Here is a 17,172-nt window from a genome sequence, read left to right on the forward strand (position 1 = left end):
CTGGGCTTATGCGGCCAACGTTTTTGCTCACCTTGCGTGCTCAGTCTGACAGTCGGGCCACCAGGCTACTGCATGCCTGCTCAGCAAATTTCCTGGCCCATTCTTCCGTTTTCATGAATTCCGGCTGTAATCGGGCAAGTGCCGCTGCCGACCAGCGGTGCTGGATGGCCCGAGGTGGCAGGTGGTCTGTTTCGGAGACGATCACAGCTAGTGTCCGAATGTCCGGGTCGTCTTCGGTAATACCCGTCTGCCCTTGCAAGGCATGGGCCTGAAGTGCGCCTTCAAAAAAGGACAGCTCTCCGGCCAGCATGGCCTGGCAGAGGGCACGCAGTTGCTGGCGAGCCTGGCGTTGCTGAATGTCGATAGGGGGAGTGTTCATGGTGAGTGCTGTTCACTTATTGGCATGCTGGGGTCTGGAATGGGAGTGTCATGCGGCCAAGCTTTGCGAGGTTGGGCATTGATGATAGCCAGTTGCATCCGCTTGCCGCCAACCTTGTGCCGTGATTGGCGATGGCGACGATGATGATGGAACGCCGGTTAAGCCGAGCATCCGAGCTACGCGCCGGCTACGCCCGGCATCAATTTTTAAAACCACCCGCTATATCAATACGCCACATTCCGCTTTTTCAGTTATTGAATAAGCAACGAAGAAATCCTTATTTTTCGAATAAGGGGCCGGCCAATATCCTGTGGCCAGTTATATAGCCACAGGACGCACCATGAACCCGACCACCCGAGGAGCCGCCGCATGAGCCGTGCCGCTACCTTGCCCCGTGTGCTGCCCGGCTTCGGCCTGTCGCTGGGCTTTACCCTCACTTATCTGTCGCTGATCGTGCTGATTCCGCTGTCGGCGGTGTTCTTCCGCGCCAGCGGCCTGAGCCTGGATGGCTTCTGGGCGGCGGTGAGCGCGCCGCGCGTGCTGGCGTCCTACCGGCTCAGCTTCGGCATGGCGCTGCTGGCGGCGGCCATCAACAGCGTGTTCGGCCTGCTGCTGGCCTGGGCGCTGGTGCGCTACCGCTTTGCCGGCAAGAAGCTGGTGGATGCGCTGGTGGATCTGCCGTTCGCGCTGCCCACCGCGGTGGCCGGCATCGCGCTTACCGCCCTGTACGCCGGCAACGGCTGGCTGGGGCGCTACCTGGAGCCGCTGGGCATCAAGGTGGCGTTCGGGCCGCTGGGGGTGCTGGTGGCGCTGGTGTTCATCGGCCTGCCCTTCGTGGTGCGCACGGTGCAGCCGGTGCTGGAAGACCTGGAGACCGAGCTGGAGGAAGCCGCCTCCAGCCTGGGCGCGCACCGCTGGCAGACTTTCCGCCACGTGATCCTGCCGGTGCTGCAGCCGGCGCTGATGACCGGTTTCGCGCTGGCCTTCGCCCGCGCGGTGGGCGAGTACGGCTCGGTGATCTTCATCGCCGGCAACATCCCCATGGTGTCGGAGATCACCCCGCTGATGATCATCAGCAAGCTGGAGCAGTACGACTATGCCGGCGCCACCGCCATTGCCGGGGTGATGCTGGTGCTGTCCTTCCTGCTGCTGCTGGCTATCAACGGCCTGCAGGCCTGGCAGGCGAAACGTAGCGGAAGGAGTGCATGATGGCCGGCGCCGTTTCCAATCTCTATGCCCAGCACGACCGCGCAGCGCTGCTGGAAAGCCGCCAGGCCACCCGTGAGCCGGCGTGGGTGAAATACACCATTCTCGGCCTGGCACTGGGTTTCTTCGCCGTGTTTCTGCTGCTGCCGCTGGCAGTGGTGTTCGCCGAGGCGCTGGCCAAGGGCTGGGATACCTACCTTGCCGCGCTGCTGGAGCCGGACGCGCTGTCGGCGGTGAAGCTCACCCTGCTGGCGGCGCTGATCTCGGTGCCGCTGAACCTGGTGTTCGGCGTGGCGGCGGCGTGGGCGATCACCCGTTTCGATTTTCGCGGCAAGCAGCTCTTGATCACCCTGATCGACCTGCCGTTCTCGGTGTCTCCGGTGGTGGCGGGCCTGGTGTACGTGCTGGTGTTCAGCAGCCACGGCTGGGTAGGCCCCTGGCTGCTGGGCCACGACATCAAGATCATCTTCGCGGTGCCGGGCATCGTGCTGGCCACCGTGTTCGTCACCGTGCCCTTCGTTGCCCGCGAGCTGATTCCGCTGCTGCAGGCGCAGGGCCGCGAGGAGGAAGAAGCCGCGGTGGTGCTGGGCGCGCGCGGCTGGCAGGTGTTCTGGTATGTGACGCTGCCGAATGTGCGCTGGGCGCTGCTGTACGGCGTGATTCTCAGCAATGCGCGGGCGATGGGCGAATTCGGCGCGGTGTCGGTGGTGTCCGGCCATATCCGTGGCGAGACCAACACCCTGCCGCTGCACGTGGAGATTCTTTACAACGAGTACCAGTTCGCTGCCGCCTTCGCCGTGGCCAGCCTGCTGGCACTGCTGGCACTGGTGACGCTGGCGGTGAAGAGCTGGGTGGAGTGGCGCGCCACGCGCAATTGAATACATCACCCGGGCCAGTGAGCGCTCGGGACTAGGTTGGCCGCAAGACGGCAACGGAGAAACAAGATGAGCATCCAGGTACAGAACATACACAAGGCATTCGGCGATTTCGTCGCCCTCGACAATCTCTCGCTGGATTTCCCCAGCGGCGAACTGGTGGCGCTGCTGGGGCCGTCCGGCTGCGGCAAGACCACGCTGCTGCGCGTCATCGCCGGGCTGGAGCAGGCCGACAGCGGCCGCGTGCTACTGGATGGCGAGGACGCCTCCGACACCCACGTGCGCGAGCGCCAGGTGGGCTTCGTGTTCCAGCACTACGCGCTGTTCCGCCACATGACGGTGTTCGACAACGTGGCCTTCGGCCTGCGCATGAAGCCGCGCAGCCAGCGCCCGAGCGAGGCGGACATCAAGCGCAAGGTGCATGAGTTGCTGAGCCTGGTGCAGCTGGACTGGCTGGCGGACCGCTTCCCGGCGCAGCTGTCCGGCGGCCAGCGCCAGCGCATCGCCCTGGCGCGCGCGCTGGCGGTGGAGCCGCGCGTGCTGCTCTTGGACGAGCCGTTCGGCGCGCTGGATGCCAAGGTGCGCAAGGAGCTGCGCCGCTGGCTGCGCCGCCTGCACGACGAGCTGCACATCACCTCCATCTTCGTTACCCACGACCAGGAAGAAGCGCTGGAAGTGGCCGACCGCGTGGTGCTGATGAACCACGGCCGCGTGGAGCAGATCGGCAGCCCGGGCGAGGTATACCGCCAGCCGGCCACGCCCTTCGTCTATGGCTTCCTGGGTGCGGCCAACCGTTTCGAGGGCAGCGGCAGTGCCGGCGGCATCGCGGTGGGCAGCGCCCGCCTGTCCAGCGAGCCGGGCTACGATGGCCGGGTGATCGCCTTCGTGCGGCCGCATGAACTGGATATCATCCCCAGGGAGGCGGGCGAGGGCATACCGGCGCGCATCAGCCGCGTGCTGACGCTGGGTGCGCTCACCCGCGTGGAGCTGGAGGGTCGCGACGAGCTGGCCGGCCAGCAGTTCGACGTGGAACTGCCGGCGGAAAGCCTCCTTGCCGCCGGCCTGCAGGCCGGGCAGCCGGTACGACTCAAGCCGCGCAGCGTGCGCGTGTTCGCCAACAACGAAACGGCAGGTGCCGCATGAATTTCCAGCAGCTACGCATCATCCGCGAGACAGTGCGGCAGAATTTCAACCTCACCGAGGTAGCCAATGCGCTGTTCACCTCGCAGTCCGGCGTCTCCAAGCACATCAAGGACCTGGAAGACGAGCTGGGCGTGGAGCTGTTCGTGCGCAAGGGCAAGCGCTTTCTCGGCCTGACCGACCCCGGCAAGGAGCTGCTCACCATCGTCGAGCGCATGCTGCTGGATGCCGGCAACATCAAGCGCCTGGCCGAGCAGTTCAGCCAGCGCGACGAAGGCCAGCTCACCATTGCCACCACCCATACCCAGGCGCGCTACGCGCTGCCCAAGGTGGTGACCGCGTTCAAGAAGGCCTTCCCCAAGGTACACCTGGTGCTGCACCAGGCCAGCCCGGACGAGCTGGTGCGCCTGCTCTTGGCCGGCGAAGCCGACATCGGCATCGCCACCGAGGCGGTGGCCGAGGTGCCGGAGCTGGTGTCCTTCCCCTACTACAGCTGGCACCACGCGGTGATCGCACCGCCGGAACACCCGCTGCATGGCCAGCCGCTGTCGCTGGAGACACTGGCCGATTACCCCATCGTCACCTACCACCAGGGCTTTACCGGCCGCGCGCAGATCGACCGCGCCTTCGCCGATGCCGGCCTGGCACCGGACATCGTGATGGCGGCACTGGATGCCGACGTGATCAAGACCTATGTGGAGCTGGAGCTGGGCGTGGGCATCATCGCCTCGATGGCGGTGGATGCGCAGCGCGACAGCCAGGTGCGGGTAGTGCCGGGCGAGCCGCTGTTCGGCCACCAGACCACCCGCGTCGCCATCCGCCGCGGCCACTACCTGCGCAGCTTCGCCTACCGCTTCATCGAGCTGTGCTCGGCGGCGCTGGACGAAGACACCGTGCGCCGGGCGCTGTCGCCGCTGGCGCAGGATTGAGCTGATTACGATCTTTGGCTCGCGAGGACGTGAGCCTGTTCTGCAATGCTTGCGGCCAACTTTGAAGGTTGGCCGCAAGCACGTAGGTTGGGTTGAGCGTAGCGAGGCCCAACGTTTACCGGGTTGGTTTGGTGGTGTTGTCGGGTGTGGAATCCGCTGCGCGGATGATGTTTGAAGTAGCCGGTTCCGCCCGGCGCACGGGGTACTTTCTTTTGCTTTGCCAAAAGAAAGTACCCAAAGAAAAGGCGACCCGGGGCTGCTCGAAACCCCGTGCAAAAAGGCACGCCCCAGGCGCCGCCGAACTCGTCCCTCGCTAACGGCTCGGGACTCAGACAGATCGGCGTCTTAAAACCTGGGGCGCACCATTTTGCCCGCGCTCGCGCCAACGGGATTGGGGCAAGTCGGTTCGGTTCAGCCGGCTCGTAGGGTGGGCAAAGCGCAGCGTGCCCACCAGTGTGATGTTGGCCGCATCCACCCAGGAGCAAGGCAGCCGTCAGCACGGCGTTGTGGTGCCAGCCCGTAGGTTGGGTTGAGCGTAGCGAAGCCCAACGTTTACCGCGTTATCCGGTTTTGTATCCGCTACGCGGATGATGTTTGAAGTCGCCGGTTCCGACCGGCATATGTGGATTGGCTCGCGGTAGGGCGGGTTGGCCGCAGGCCATACCCGCGCAGAGTTGGCGGCTTGCGCGGGGATGAACCGTTGCTTCAACCCGCCCTACTTGCTGGGAGAGCGGCTTTGCCACGCGGCGGCCAACCTTGTTGCGATAAGGTTGGCCGCAAGCATTTTCTGCCCATCAGCTACGCACCGCCCGTGCCGGCAGCGCCTGCCACAGCGCCGCGCCGGCGATCAGCAGGCCGCCGATCCAGCCGCTGCCGGCCAGCGGCTCGCCCAGCCAGGCCACCGCGAACAGCGCGCCCCACAGCGGCTCGCTGCCCAGCAGCAGCGCCACCTTGCTGGGGCTGGAGTCGGCCAGCGCGCGGTTCATCGCCCAGAAGGCGAACAGGGTGCAGAACAGCACCAGGAAGGCAATGGCCAGCCAGAACGGCGCCACTGTCGGCAGCGGCGGCAGCCCGCCGGGCTGCAGTAGCGCGAGCAGTAGTGCCCCGACGCCCACCAGCGCGCTCTGCACGCCGGTGAGGCCCAGCATGTCGATACCCTTGCCGGCGGTAAGCCGGGTGGCAAGGCAGGTCTGCACGGCACGCAGCAGCGCCGCCAGCAGCATCAGCGCATCGCCGCTGGCAAAGCGGCCGGCCGCCATGCCGGTGAGCAGCCAGGTGCCCAGCAGCGACACGATGGCCGCCAGCCATAGCCGCGCCGCCGGGCGTTTGCCGAACCACAGCCATTCCACCGGCGGCGTCAGCAGCAGGCACAGGCTGATCAGGAAGGCGGCGTTGCCGGCGCTGGTGTGCGCCACGCCATAGGTTTCCACCAGGATCACCGTCAGCAGCCCGGCGCCTATCGGCAGCGCCGCTCGCAGCGTGGCAGCCTGCTGCGCGCGCGGCAGCCGCAACCAGTAGGGCAGCAGCAACAGCGCGCTCAGCAGAAAGCGCAGCGCGATGACGCCGGCTACCGGGTAGAAGGCCAGCGCGCTCTTCACCATGCTGTAGCTGCCGCCCCAGATGGCGGCGGTGAGCAGCAGCAACAGTTCGGCGGGAATCAGGATGCGGTTCATGGCGGGCTCCTTGCATGTGTTGGCTACCAGTATGAAACTGCATGCCGGTATTGATAATCGGCCATTCAGGCACAGGATTTTTGCGCCATGAGAACAAGTGAGCTATTGCCGCTGCTGGCGGACCTGGCAGTGCTGGTGGAAGTGGTGGAGGCGGGTTCCTTCAGCGCCGCCGCGCGGCTGCAGGGCAGCACGCCGTCGGCGGTGAGCCGGCAGATTGCCCGGCTGGAGGCGGCGCTGGGGCTGAAGCTGCTGGAGCGCAGCACGCGGCGGCTGCGGCTGAGCAGTGGCGGGCAGGAGGTGCTGCGCCACGCCCGCGCCATGCTGGAGGCGGCCCGCGCCGCCTGCGACGGCGCTGCGCACCACGCCAGCAGCGTCAGCGGCCGGGTAAGGTTGGCCGCACCCAAGGCGGCGCTGCGGCAGCTGATTCATCCACAGCTGCCCGGCCTGCTGCAACTTTATCCACAGTTGTCGCTGGAGTTGCAGGTAACCGACCAGGTGGTGGACCTGATCGCCGACGGCGTGGACATCGCGCTGCGCCTGGGCGACCCGCCGCCCGGCTACGTGGCGCGGCCGTTCATGGAGGTGCGTACCCTGCTGTACGCCGCGCCGGCCTACCTGGCGGCCAACGGCACGCCGCAACATCCGGCCGAGCTGGTGCGCCACAGCTGCCTGCAGCTGGCGGAGCTGCCGGGCGACGACGAATGGTGCCTGATGCGCGACAACGAGCGGGTGGTGGTGAATGTGCGCGGCCGCTATGCCAGCAACCACAGCGAGATGCGGCGCGAAGCAGCCGAGTGGGGGCTGGGCATCGCCTGCCTGCCGGATTTCTCGGTACGGCAGCAGCTGGCGGATGGCAGCCTGCAGCAGGTGCTGCCGGGCTGGCAGTTGCTGGGGCGCTACCAGGGCAGCTGCTGGCTGGTGTACCACGCCGACCGCTACCGCTCGCCACGGGTGCGCGCGGTGGTGGATTACCTGCTGCAGATTGCTGCCGATCTAGGCCAGCAGCGCGCGTAGCAGGCCGATGCCGGCACAGGCGGCAATCACCGGGATTACGCCGCGGCCGCCCTTTACCAGCGCCCACAGGCTGGCGGCGGCCAGCAGCGCGGCGAACCAGTCGATGCCGGCGGCGAGTCCGTGCGGCCACAGCAGGTGCCGGCCGAAGAACAGCGCCAGGTTGACGATCACCCCCACCACCGCGGCGGTGATGGCGGTAAGCGGCGCGGTAAAGCCCAGCTTGCCGCGGGTGTGCTCCACCAGCGGTGCGCCGGCGAGAATGAACAGGAAGGATGGCAGGAAGGTGTACCAGGTGACCCAGCTGGCGGCGACGATGCCGCTGATGCTCGCGCTGCCGGCGCCGAACAGCGGCGCGCCGTAGCCGCCGACAAAGGCGACGAAGGCCACCACCATGATCAGCGGCCCCGGCGTGGTTTCGCCCAGCGCCAGGCCGTCCATCATCTGCCCCGGGCTCAGCCAGCCGAAGTGCGTCACCGCGCCCTGGTAGACGTAGGGCAGCACCGCGTAGGCGCCGCCGAAGGTCAGCAGTGCCGCCTTGGTGAAGAACCAGCCCATCTGCGGCAGCGTGTGCTGGCTGCCGGCAAGGCTGACGGCCAGCAGCATCGGCAACCCCCACAACAGCGCACCGCTCAGGATCAGGCGCAGCAGCTTGCCGTGGCTGTAGGTGGCATGTGGCGGTGGCGGGGTGTGGTCGTTGATCAGCGCCTGGCTGTCGTCCGGCGCGCCGCTGGCGGCGTGCCCCTTGCCGCCGGCAAATACCTGCGGCCAACGTCTGGCACCCAGCCAGCCGGCCATGCCGGCCAGCAGCACGATGGCCGGGAACGGCAGCGCGAATAGCGCCAGCGCCAGCAGCGCGGCGGCGGCGATGCCCCACAGCAGCGGGTGCTTCAGCGTGCGGCTGCCTATGCGCCAGGCGGCCTGCAGCACGATGGCCAGCACCGCCGCCTTGATGCCGGCAAAGGCGCCGGCCACCAGCGGCAGCTGGCCGAACACCATGTACAGCCAGGACAGCGCAATCAGGATCAGCAGCGAGGGCAGCACGAACAGCACCCCGGCCACCACGCCGCCGCGGGTACGGTGCATCAGCCAGCCCAGGTAGGTGGCCAGCTGCTGTGCCTCCGGCCCCGGCAGCAGCATGCAGTAGTTGAGTGCGTGCAGGAAACGCTGCTCGGAAATCCAGCGCTTGTTGTCCACCAGCTCACGGTGCATCAGCGCGATCTGTCCCGCGGGGCCGCCGAAGCTGAGCAAGCCCAGCTTCAGCCAGAAGCGCAGGGCATCGCGAAATGGCACGGCGGGGTGGGACATGGCGGGCTCCGGACAGCAAAACACCCCGTACGGGACGGGGTGTTACGGGAACAAGGTTGGCCGCAAGGGCCAGGCTTGTTGTTACTTCTATTACTTCTCGACGAAGGCGCGCTCGATGGCGTAGTGGCCCGGCTCGCCCATGCGCGGCGATTCGTGGAAGCCCAGTTCGTCCAGAATGTGGCAGGTGTCGTCCAGCATTGCCGGGCTGCCGCACAGCAGGGCGCGGTCGGTTTCCGGGTTCAGCTGCGGGATGCCCAGCTGCTTGGCCAGCTCGCCGCTCTTGATCAGGTCGGTCAGACGGCCCTGGTTGCGGAACGGCTCGCGGGTAACGGTCGGGTAGTAGACCAGCTTCTCGCGTACCAGCTCGCCCAGGTACTCGTGCTCGGCCAGTTCCTTGGTGATGTAGTCGTGGTAGCCCAGCTCGTTCACCCAGCGCACGCCGTGGATCAGGAAGATCTTGTCGTACAGGTCGTAGACTTCCGGGTCCTTGATGATGGACATGAACGGTGCCAGGCCGGTGCCGGTGGACAGCAGGAACAGGTGCTTGGCGCCCGGCAGCAGGTTGTCCTGCACCAGGGTGCCGGTGGGCTTGCCGGAGATCACCACCTTGTCGCCCGGCTGCAGGTGCTGCAGGCGCGAGGTCAGCGGGCCGTTTGCCACCTTGATGGAGTAGAACTCTAGGTGTTCTTCCCAGTTGGCGCTGGCCACGGAGTAGGCGCGGATCAGCGGTTTGCCGTTCACCTCAAGACCGATCATCACGAACTGGCCGTTGATGAAACGCAGACCCGGGTCGCGGGTGCAGGTGAAGCTGAACAGGGTGTCGTTCCAGTGATGAACGGACTGGACGGTTTCGGTCGTGAGGGTAGCCATGTGTGTTTGTCTCTACATGCGGCAGTAATTCAACAGGCGCGTATTCTACCCCAGCTTCCAAATAACTGCTTGGACGGAAAGGTTCTGTCTTTATTGCTTTTTTGATATTACTCAATTTATGTAATGAGAGTAATTCTCGAAATTTGGCTAAACGCCGCCCTGGCGGGCGATCCGCCCGGCAACTTGCCGCCGCCGGACGCGCAGGTTATGTTGCTGTGCAACAACAAGCGGGAGAGATCAGGGCATGAAACTGTGCGTGATAAACGGGGACGGCATCGGCCGCGAGGTGGTTCCACAGGCGCTGCGGGTGCTGCAAACGCTGCTGCCGGCGCTGCAAACGGTAGCGGCGGAAGCCGGATGGGACACATTCCGCCAGCACGGCACCGCGCTGCCGGCTGCCACGCTGGCGGCAGCGCGCGACTGCGGCGCGGTGATCTTCGGAGCGGTGAGTTCGCCGGCGCACAAGGTGGCCGGCTACCGCTCGCCCATCGTGCAGCTGCGCCGCGAGCTGGGCTGCCACGCCAACCTGCGGCCAACCCTGAGCCTGCCCGGCTGCGGCGTCGACGGCATCGACCTGCTGATCGTGCGCGAGAACACCGAGGACCTGTACATCGGCGAGGAGCAGTCCGACGGCGACACCGCCTCCGCCATCAAGCGCATCACCCGCGCCGCCTCGCAGCGGGTGGCGCAAAGCGCCTGCGAGCTGGCGGTGGCCGAGGGCCGGCGGCGGCTTACCATCGTGCACAAGGCCAATATCATGCCGCTCACCGACGGCCTGTTCCGCGACGTGGCGCGTGAGGTGGCGGCCGGCTACCCGCAGCTGGCGGTGGACGAGCTGCTGGTGGATACCGCCGCGCTGAAGCTGGCGCAGGCGCCGCAGGGCTTCGATATGTTGCTGGCGCCCAATCTGTACGGCGACATCCTGTCCGACCTGGCGGCGGCGTTCGGCGGCGGCCTGGGCGTGGCCGCCTCGCTGAACCTGGGCGCGCAGGCCGCCATTGCCGAGCCGGTGCATGGCTCGGCGCCGGACATCGCCGGGCAGGGCATTGCCAACCCGGTGGCCAGCCTGCTGTCGCTGGCCATGCTGCTGCGCCACTGGTGGCGGCTGCCAGAGTTGGCCGCACGGCTGGAGCAGGCGGTGCGCGCCACGCTGGCGGCCGGCACCCGCACGCCGGATCTGGGCGGCAGTGCCGGTACGGTCAGCTTTTGCGATGCAGTGATTGCGCGGCTGTAGGGCGGGTTGAGCCCGCGGTTCATACCCGCGTGGCTGGCCGGCAGCGTACCCGCGCCACTGCGACAAGGTGTCGCATTCCGCCGTCGCCGGTCACCCGCTACAGTGGCGGCTGCGGGAAGGCGTTCCCGCGCTCCAAGCGAACTGCCTGCCGCCCGCCTGTCGGGCGGCTTGTTTTTGCCGTGCGACAAAATGCCGCAAGCGGCAGTGGCAGTACTCGCGCAGCGGCAATGCTAAAGTGCCGGCCATGACTTCCCCTGTTTCCCCTTTCCTGTCTGCCGGCCGGCTGGAGGCCGTGTCGCAGCGGCTGTACCTGCTGCGCTGGGCCATGCTGGGCAGCGCGCTATTGCTGCTGTTGCTGGCGTTTGCCCGCCAGCTGCAGCTGCCGTGGCTGCTGCTGTGGCAGGCGCTGACCACGCTGGCGCTGCTCAACCTGTCGCTGCCCTGGCTGGCGCGGCGCGCGCTCGGCCCGCGGCAGTTGCTGGCGCTGGGGCTGGCCGGCGATGTGCTGGTGCTGACCGAGCTGCTGGCGTTCAGCGGCGGTGCGGCCAACCCCTTGGCCTCGCTGTACCTGCTGCCGGTGCTGTTCGGCGCCTTGCTGCTGCCGGCGCGGCAGGCCTGGGGCCTGGCGCTGGCCAGCCTGGGCGCCTACGCGCAGCTGTTCGCCTGGCATCTGCCCTGGCCGCTGGCCGGCGACGATGCCGCCTACGCTTTCCGCCTGCACCAGGTCGGCATGTGGCTGACCTTCGCCGTGTCGGTGTTGCTGCTGACGCTGTTCGTGTCCTACCTGGTGGCGCAGTTGCAGCAGCGCGAGGCGGCGCTGGCGGCGGCGCGCGAAGCACAACTGCGCAACGAACAGCTGGTAGGGCTGGGGGTGCAGGCCGCGGCGGCGGCGCACATGCTGTCCACCCCGCTGGGCACGCTGACCCTGCTGTGCGACGAGATGCTGCACGACGCCAGCGGCGCGCAGCGCGACGACCTGCTGCTGATGCAGCGTCAGCTGCAGCTGTGCCGTGAGGCGCTGGTGCAGTTGCGTGCCGGCAGCAGCGGCGAGGGCGAAGTGCTGCCGGTGTGCCGCCAGCTGGAACTGCAGCTGCAGGGCTGGCACAGCACACGGCCGCAGGTGCGGCTGCTGCGGCTTGGCCTGCTGGAAGGCGGCCCGGCACTGCGGCTGGATGCACGCTTCTGGCCGGCGCTGTTCAACCTGCTCAACAACGCTGCCGATGCCGCCGGTAGCGGCGCGGCTGACAGCTGCGAGGTGGAGCTGAGCGTGGCGGTGGAGGGTGCCTGGCTGCGGCTGGATATCCACAACCGCCGCGGCAGCCTGAGCGCGGCGCAGCTGCAGCAGGCCGGCTTGGCGCCGCTGGATTCCGGCAAGCCGGCCGGGCTGGGCCTGGGCGTGCTGCTGTCGCATGCCACGCTGTCGCAGCTGGGTGGCGAACTGAAACTCGACAACGACCCGGCCGGCGGGGTGCGCGCCATCGTGCGCTTGCCGCTGGACGGGCAAAGCGGATAGCGCATGAACAGCATCCTGATCATCGACGACGACGCCACCTTTGCCACGGTGCTGGCGCGTAGCCTGGCCCGCCGTGGCTTGACCGTGACGCATGTCGCCAGCGCAGCGGCGGCGCTGGACGCGCTGCAAGCGGCGCCGGACGGCATCATCCTCGACCTCAACCTGGCCGGCGACAGCGGCCTGCGCCTGCTGCCGCAGCTGCTGGCCGCCGCGCCGGCGGCGCGGGTGCTGGTGCTCACCGGCTATGCCAGCATTGCCACCGCGGTGGAGGCGGTGAAACTGGGGGCGGTGAACTACCTGGCCAAACCGGCCACGGTGGACGACATCCTGGCGGCGCTGGGGCAGCTTGCGGCCAACCCGGAGGCGCCGCTGGCCTGCGCGCCGATGTCGCTGAAGCGGGTGAGCTGGGAGTATCTGCAGCGGGTGCTGGCCGAACACGGCGGCAATGTGTCGGCCACCGCGCGGGCGCTGGGCATGCACCGGCGCAGCCTGCAGCGGATGCTGGCAAAACGGCCGGTAAAGGAATGAACGGCAGCGCTGCGAGCGTACGCAACGTTACCTAAGTACCTGATGAAGCAATGGACAAGCTAGAGCAATTACGCTAAATTGTGCAGCGCACTCAAACCGAAAGGTTTTTGTGGTGTTAGCCCCTCGAAGCATCTGCCGGCCCCTCGCCGGTGTGATGTTTCTTCCTCGTGTTGGCCCCTGTGGAAACCCTCAGGGGATTTTTTTTGCCTGCTCGCCGGGCGTATCCCCGCCACCATTGCGCTGCTCCCAGTCGGCCAGGTAGGCCACCAGCGCGTCCGGCGCCAGCGGTCTGGCAAACAGGTAGCCCTGCGCGGTGTCGCAGCCGATCTTGGACAGGAAGTTCGCCTGTTCCGCCGTTTCCACCCCCTCGGCAGTGATGCTCAGCATCAGGCTGTGCGCCAGGGTGACGATGGCGCGGCAGATGGCGCAGTCGCGCACCGCTTCCGGGGTGTCCTTCACGAAGGAGCGGTCTATCTTCAGCCGGTCTATGGTCAGGTGCTTGAGCAGTGCCATCGAGGAATAGCCGGTGCCGAAGTCGTCGATGGCGATGCTCACCCCCAGCGCCTTCAATTCGCCCAGCACCCGCTGGCTGTCTTCCATGATCTGCAGCGTGCTCTCGGTGACTTCCAGCTCCAGCAGGTGCGGGTACAGCCCGGTTTCCAGCAGGATCAGCCCCACCCGCCGCACGAAATCCGGCGCCGCGAACTGCCGTGCCGACACGTTCACCGCCACCCGCAGCGGCAGCTGGTAGCGTTCCTGCCACTCGCAGGCCTGGGTGCAGGCGCTGCGCAGCACCCACTCGCCGATGTCGTGGATCAGCCCGCATTCCTCCGCCACCGGAATGAACTGGTCCGGCATGATCAGCTGCTCGCCGTCGCGCCAGCGCACCAGCGCCTCGAAGCCGGCCAGCGCGTCATCGCCCAGCGTCACCAGCGGCTGGTAATGCAGCTCGAAGGACTGGCGGCGCACCGCCTGGCGCAGATGCTGCTCGGTCTGCATGCGCAGCCGTACCTTGTCGGCCATGCCGTCGTTGAACAGGCACCAGCGGCGCTTGCCCTGGATCTTGGCCTCGTACATGGCGCTGTCGGCGGCGCGCAGCAGCTTGTCGATTTCCTGGCCGTTATGCGGGAACAGCGCAATGCCGATGCTGCAGCTGATCACCACCGGCTCGTCGGTGAGCAGGATGGGCTCTTCCAGCCGGTTGATCAGCCGGTTGGCCAGCTGGATGCATTCGTTCTCGCCGCTGCCGGGGCAGACGATGAAGAATTCGTCGCCGCCGAAGCGGGTGGCCAGGTCGCCGCGGCGGATGGTTTCCTTGATGCGCGCCGCCACGATCTGCAGCAGGCGGTCGCCGGCGGCATGGCCCAGGCTGTCGTTCACCAGCTTGAAGCCATCCAGGTCGATGAACACCAGGCCCAGCGGCTGCTGGTGGCACAGCGCGCGGTCCAGCTCCACTTCCAGCTGCTCCTGCAGCAGGTGGCGGTTGCCCAGGCCGGTGAGCGCGTCGTGAAACGCCATGTGGTTGAGTTCGCGCTGCGCATTGTGGATGCCGGAGATATCCGAGCAGGCAATGATGAAGTGCGACAGCTGCTGGTATTCGTCGTGCACCGCGCAGATGTGCTCCCACACCGGGAACAGCTCGCCGCCGTTGCGCCGGCACAGGATCTCGCCGTTCCACAGGCCGTTGATCTGTTCGGCCAGTTGCAGGTAGAACTCGCCGCTGTGGCGGCGCTCGTGCAGCAGCTCGTCGATATCCTGCCCCATCACCTCGGCAAAGCCGTAGCCGGTCATGCGCAGAAAGGCCGGGTTGACGATCTGTATCGTCCGCTGCGGCGACACGATGGCAATGCCCTCGGCGGTGGTGTGGAACACCGCGCTGGCCTGGCGCAGTTTTTCTTCCATCTGCACCCGCTCGGTCACGTCACGCAGCACGCCCACCAGCTTGGTCTGGCCCTGGTTCTGCCCCTGGAACTGCTTGGCATTCAGCTCCACCCACGCCGCTTCGCCGTCCGGGCGCTGCATGCTGGCTACCATTTCCACCTGGCCGCGCTGCTGCAGCATGGTCAGCAGCTTATCGCGGTCGTTCTTGGCCAGCAGGCGCATGAACGACGGCGCGTTGTCGCGCAGGGTGCCGGGGTGGATGCCGGTGAGCTGCTGGAGATGCCCCTGGCTGAAGAAGGTGGATTGCTGGTCGTCCCATTCCCAGATGCCCAGCTTGGCGGTGTCGATGGCCATCTGCAGCCGGCGGTGCTGGTCGCGGGTTTCCGCCTCGGCGGCGCGGCAGGAAAACGCCATGCGCAGCGTGGCGTTCAGTTCGCGCAGCTCGAAGGGCTTGAGCAGGTAGCCGTAGGGGGCGCTTTCCTCTGCCGCCTTGAGGGTGTTTTCCTCGGCGTAGGCGGTCAGGAACACCACCGGGATGTCCAGCTCCTGGCGCAGCACGGCGGCGGCCTCGGTGCCGCTCATCTCGCCATCCAGGTGGATGTCCATCAGGGTGAGGTCAGGGCGCAGCTCGCGGGCGCGGGCGATGGCGCGCTCGCCGGAGGCGCTGATGTCCACCACCTCGAAGCCCAGGCTGCGGATGCACTCCTTCAGGTCCAGCGCCACGATGCGCTCGTCTTCCACGATCTGTATGCGGTGGCTCATGGCGTTTCTCCCGCCGCCAGCGAGGGAAAGTGCACCACGAAGCGGGTGCCCTGCTGCGGCTGGCTGTGTACCGTCAGCCGGCCCTGCAGCTGGTCGGCCAGCATGGGCAGCAGCTGGAAGCCCAGGGTGCGGCTTTCGCCCAGCTCCACGCCGGCGGGAAGGCCCACGCCGTCGTCGGCCACTTCCAGGCTGTTGTCCGGGCTGCCCGGCTGCAGCTGCAGCCGCAGCGTGCCCTGTTCGCGCCCGGCAAAGGCGTGCTTGAAGGCATTGGTGACGATCTCGTTCACCAGCAGCCCCAGCGGAATGCTCTGCTGCAGCTCCAGGAACACTTCCTCCGGTGGCGGCGCGAACTGCACCGAGATCTTGCGGTTGTCGGCAAAGGAGTGCTGCAGCAGCATCAGCAATCGCTCCAGGTAGGTGGTGAGCGGCACGCGCGAGAAGTCGCTGCGTTCGTACAGCAGCTGGTGGATCAGTGCCATCGATTTGACGTGGTTCTGGCTTTCCACCAGCGCCACGCGCACCGGCGCGGCGGCATTGCGCGCCTGCAGGTTGAGCATGCTGGAGATCACCTGCAGATTGTTTTTCACCCGGTGGTGCACCTCGCCCAGCAGCACGGTTTTTTCCGCCAGCGCCTTTTCCATGGCCTGCTGCGCCTGGTAGCGCGCGGTGACGTTGGTGATGGAGGCCAGCGTCAGCAGCTGGCCGTCGATTTCCAGCGGGTTGAGGCCGATCTCGCACGGAAAGCCGGAGCCGTCGCGGCGCAGCGCGAACAGCGGCTTGCGGTTGGCCATGTCGCGGGTGGAGGGGCTGGCGAAGAAATGCTTCACCAGCGACTGGTGCTGGTTGCGCACGCTGTCCGGCAGCAGGTGTTCGAAGCCCTGGCCGACCAGTTCCTCGCGGGTATAGCCGAACAGCTCTTCCATGCGGCCGTTCACCAGCCGGATCACGCCGTGGCGGTCCACCATCATCAGTGCGTCCGGGGTGGCTTCCACTACCTGGCGGAAGTGGGTTTCGCTCTGGCGCAGCGCGTTTTCGCTGCGGGTGCGGTCACTGACATCGTTGGCCGAACCCACCAGGTGGGTGATCTCGCCGCTGTCGTCGCGCAGCGGCGCCAGCATGAAGTCCAGCGTCACGCGGCTGTCGTCCAGCATGCGCACGCGGATGTCGCGGCGCACCGTCTCGCCGCTGGCGGCGGTGGCCACCACTTCGTGCGCCAGCTGGCGCATTTCCTCGCTGAAGCTCCACCAGAAGGTGTCCCACAGCTTCTGGCCGCGCACGCTGTCCAGGCTGATGCCGGCGGCCTCCAGCGGGGCGCGGTTCACTTCCAGCACCGTGCCATCCGGCGCCAGCACGCCAACGAAGGTAAACAGCTTGTCCAGCACCCGGCGCACGTGCTGCTCGCTCTGGCGCAGGCGGCGCTCGGTGTCGCGGGCGTGAGTGACGTCTTCCACCATGGCGACGATGCCGGCGATGCGGCCCTGCTGGAGGTAAGGATGGTAGCTGGCGTTCCACAGCCGGAAATGGCCGGAGCCCGGCGGCACCTCGGCGCGCGCCTCGAAGTTGCAGCGCGCCTGGCCGCTGGCCATCACGTCGCGCATGATGGCCTCCAGCCGTTCGCCCACGTCCGGCAGCACGTCGCGCGGGGTGCGGCCCAGGTGATAGGCCACGGGGTGGCCGTTGGAATCGGCCAGCAGCTGGTTGATATGGCAGTAGCGCAGCGCCAGATCCAGCACCGCGATGCCGATGGGGGCGCTGTCCAGCAGTGCCGCCAGCAGCGGGTCGCTGGCGAGGGATGAGGTCATGACATGCGGCTCCCGGACGGACTTCTATAAATTCAGGGTAGTCGCAAAGCCCGACAAAACA

At 67.1% G+C, this 17,172-nt stretch carries 14 protein-coding genes; 8 read left to right on the top strand and 6 right to left on the bottom strand.

Features of this window, described 5'->3' with window-relative positions; all coding sequences use genetic code 11:
- Positions 1–40: 40 nt before the first annotated feature.
- Positions 41–379, bottom strand: coding sequence for a DUF2489 domain-containing protein (locus tag PSELUDRAFT_RS07770; RefSeq protein ID WP_197693950.1), 339 nt, complete (start codon positions 377–379; stop codon positions 41–43).
- Positions 380–748: 369 nt separating this feature from the next.
- Between PSELUDRAFT_RS07770 and cysT the strand changes: the two genes are divergently transcribed.
- From cysT to PSELUDRAFT_RS07790, 4 genes are all read left to right on the top strand, one after another.
- On the top strand, positions 749–1,588 hold the full coding sequence (cysT, locus tag PSELUDRAFT_RS07775; RefSeq protein WP_088966307.1) for a sulfate ABC transporter permease subunit CysT: 840 nt from the start codon (positions 749–751) through the stop codon (positions 1,586–1,588).
- Positions 1,588–2,463 carry a sulfate ABC transporter permease subunit CysW gene (cysW, locus tag PSELUDRAFT_RS07780; protein ID WP_088966308.1) on the top strand — a complete coding sequence of 292 codons (876 nt, stop codon included), beginning with the start codon at positions 1,588–1,590 and terminating at the stop codon, positions 2,461–2,463. Before cysT ends, cysW begins: the two co-directional genes overlap by 1 nt.
- 66 nt (positions 2,464–2,529) lie before the next feature.
- On the top strand, positions 2,530–3,603 hold the full coding sequence (locus PSELUDRAFT_RS07785) for a sulfate/molybdate ABC transporter ATP-binding protein (RefSeq protein ID WP_088966309.1): 1,074 nt from the start codon (positions 2,530–2,532) through the stop codon (positions 3,601–3,603).
- A complete protein-coding gene (locus PSELUDRAFT_RS07790; RefSeq protein WP_088966310.1) occupies positions 3,600–4,529 on the top strand; it encodes a CysB family HTH-type transcriptional regulator in 930 nt (309 codons plus the stop codon). Before PSELUDRAFT_RS07785 ends, PSELUDRAFT_RS07790 begins: the two co-directional genes overlap by 4 nt.
- A 794-nt stretch (positions 4,530–5,323) precedes the next feature.
- On the opposite strand, the gene PSELUDRAFT_RS07795 is transcribed toward PSELUDRAFT_RS07790, so the two are convergent.
- Complete coding sequence (locus PSELUDRAFT_RS07795) at positions 5,324–6,202, bottom strand: DMT family transporter (RefSeq protein WP_088966311.1); 879 nt, start codon at positions 6,200–6,202, stop codon at positions 5,324–5,326.
- 87 nt (positions 6,203–6,289) lie between these two features.
- On the opposite strand from PSELUDRAFT_RS07795, the gene PSELUDRAFT_RS07800 reads away from it, so the two are divergent.
- On the top strand, positions 6,290–7,216 hold the full coding sequence (locus tag PSELUDRAFT_RS07800; protein WP_088966312.1) for a LysR family transcriptional regulator: 927 nt from the start codon (positions 6,290–6,292) through the stop codon (positions 7,214–7,216).
- On the opposite strand, the gene chrA is transcribed toward PSELUDRAFT_RS07800, so the two are convergent.
- A complete protein-coding gene (gene chrA / locus PSELUDRAFT_RS07805) occupies positions 7,196–8,521 on the bottom strand; it encodes a chromate efflux transporter (RefSeq protein ID WP_088966313.1) in 1,326 nt (441 codons plus the stop codon). The genes PSELUDRAFT_RS07800 and chrA overlap by 21 nt on opposite strands.
- A gap of 90 nt (positions 8,522–8,611) precedes the next feature.
- Positions 8,612–9,391, bottom strand: a complete 780-nt coding sequence (locus tag PSELUDRAFT_RS07810) for a ferredoxin--NADP reductase (protein WP_088966314.1) — start codon at positions 9,389–9,391, stop codon at positions 8,612–8,614.
- Between the two features lie 244 nt (positions 9,392–9,635).
- On the opposite strand from PSELUDRAFT_RS07810, the gene PSELUDRAFT_RS07815 reads away from it, so the two are divergent.
- From PSELUDRAFT_RS07815 to PSELUDRAFT_RS07825, 3 genes are all read left to right on the top strand, one after another.
- Entirely contained in the window at positions 9,636–10,625 is a 990-nt protein-coding gene (locus PSELUDRAFT_RS07815; RefSeq protein ID WP_088966315.1) for an isocitrate/isopropylmalate dehydrogenase family protein, read from the top strand.
- 244 nt (positions 10,626–10,869) lie between these two features.
- Positions 10,870–12,138: an ATP-binding protein gene (locus PSELUDRAFT_RS07820; RefSeq protein WP_088966316.1), complete on the top strand. Its 1,269-nt coding sequence runs from the start codon at positions 10,870–10,872 to the stop codon at positions 12,136–12,138.
- Positions 12,139–12,141: 3 nt separating this feature from the next.
- The gene (locus PSELUDRAFT_RS07825; protein WP_088966317.1) at positions 12,142–12,666 is read left to right on the top strand and encodes a response regulator transcription factor; all 525 of its coding nucleotides are present in this window, start codon (positions 12,142–12,144) and stop codon (positions 12,664–12,666) included.
- A 189-nt stretch (positions 12,667–12,855) separates the two neighbouring features.
- Here the strand turns inward: PSELUDRAFT_RS07825 and PSELUDRAFT_RS07830 are convergent, their stop codons facing one another.
- On the bottom strand, positions 12,856–15,309 hold the full coding sequence (locus PSELUDRAFT_RS07830; RefSeq protein WP_088966318.1) for an EAL domain-containing protein: 2,454 nt from the start codon (positions 15,307–15,309) through the stop codon (positions 12,856–12,858).
- Positions 15,306–17,111 (bottom strand): PAS domain S-box protein, encoded by a 1,806-nt coding sequence (locus PSELUDRAFT_RS07835; RefSeq protein WP_088966319.1) that lies wholly within the window; start codon positions 17,109–17,111, stop codon positions 15,306–15,308. The genes PSELUDRAFT_RS07830 and PSELUDRAFT_RS07835 overlap by 4 nt, the downstream gene beginning before the upstream one ends.
- Between the last annotated feature and the right edge of the window lie 61 nt (positions 17,112–17,172).

The organism is Vogesella sp. LIG4 (assembly GCF_900090205.1).
Lineage (GTDB): Bacteria > Pseudomonadota > Gammaproteobacteria > Burkholderiales > Chromobacteriaceae > Vogesella.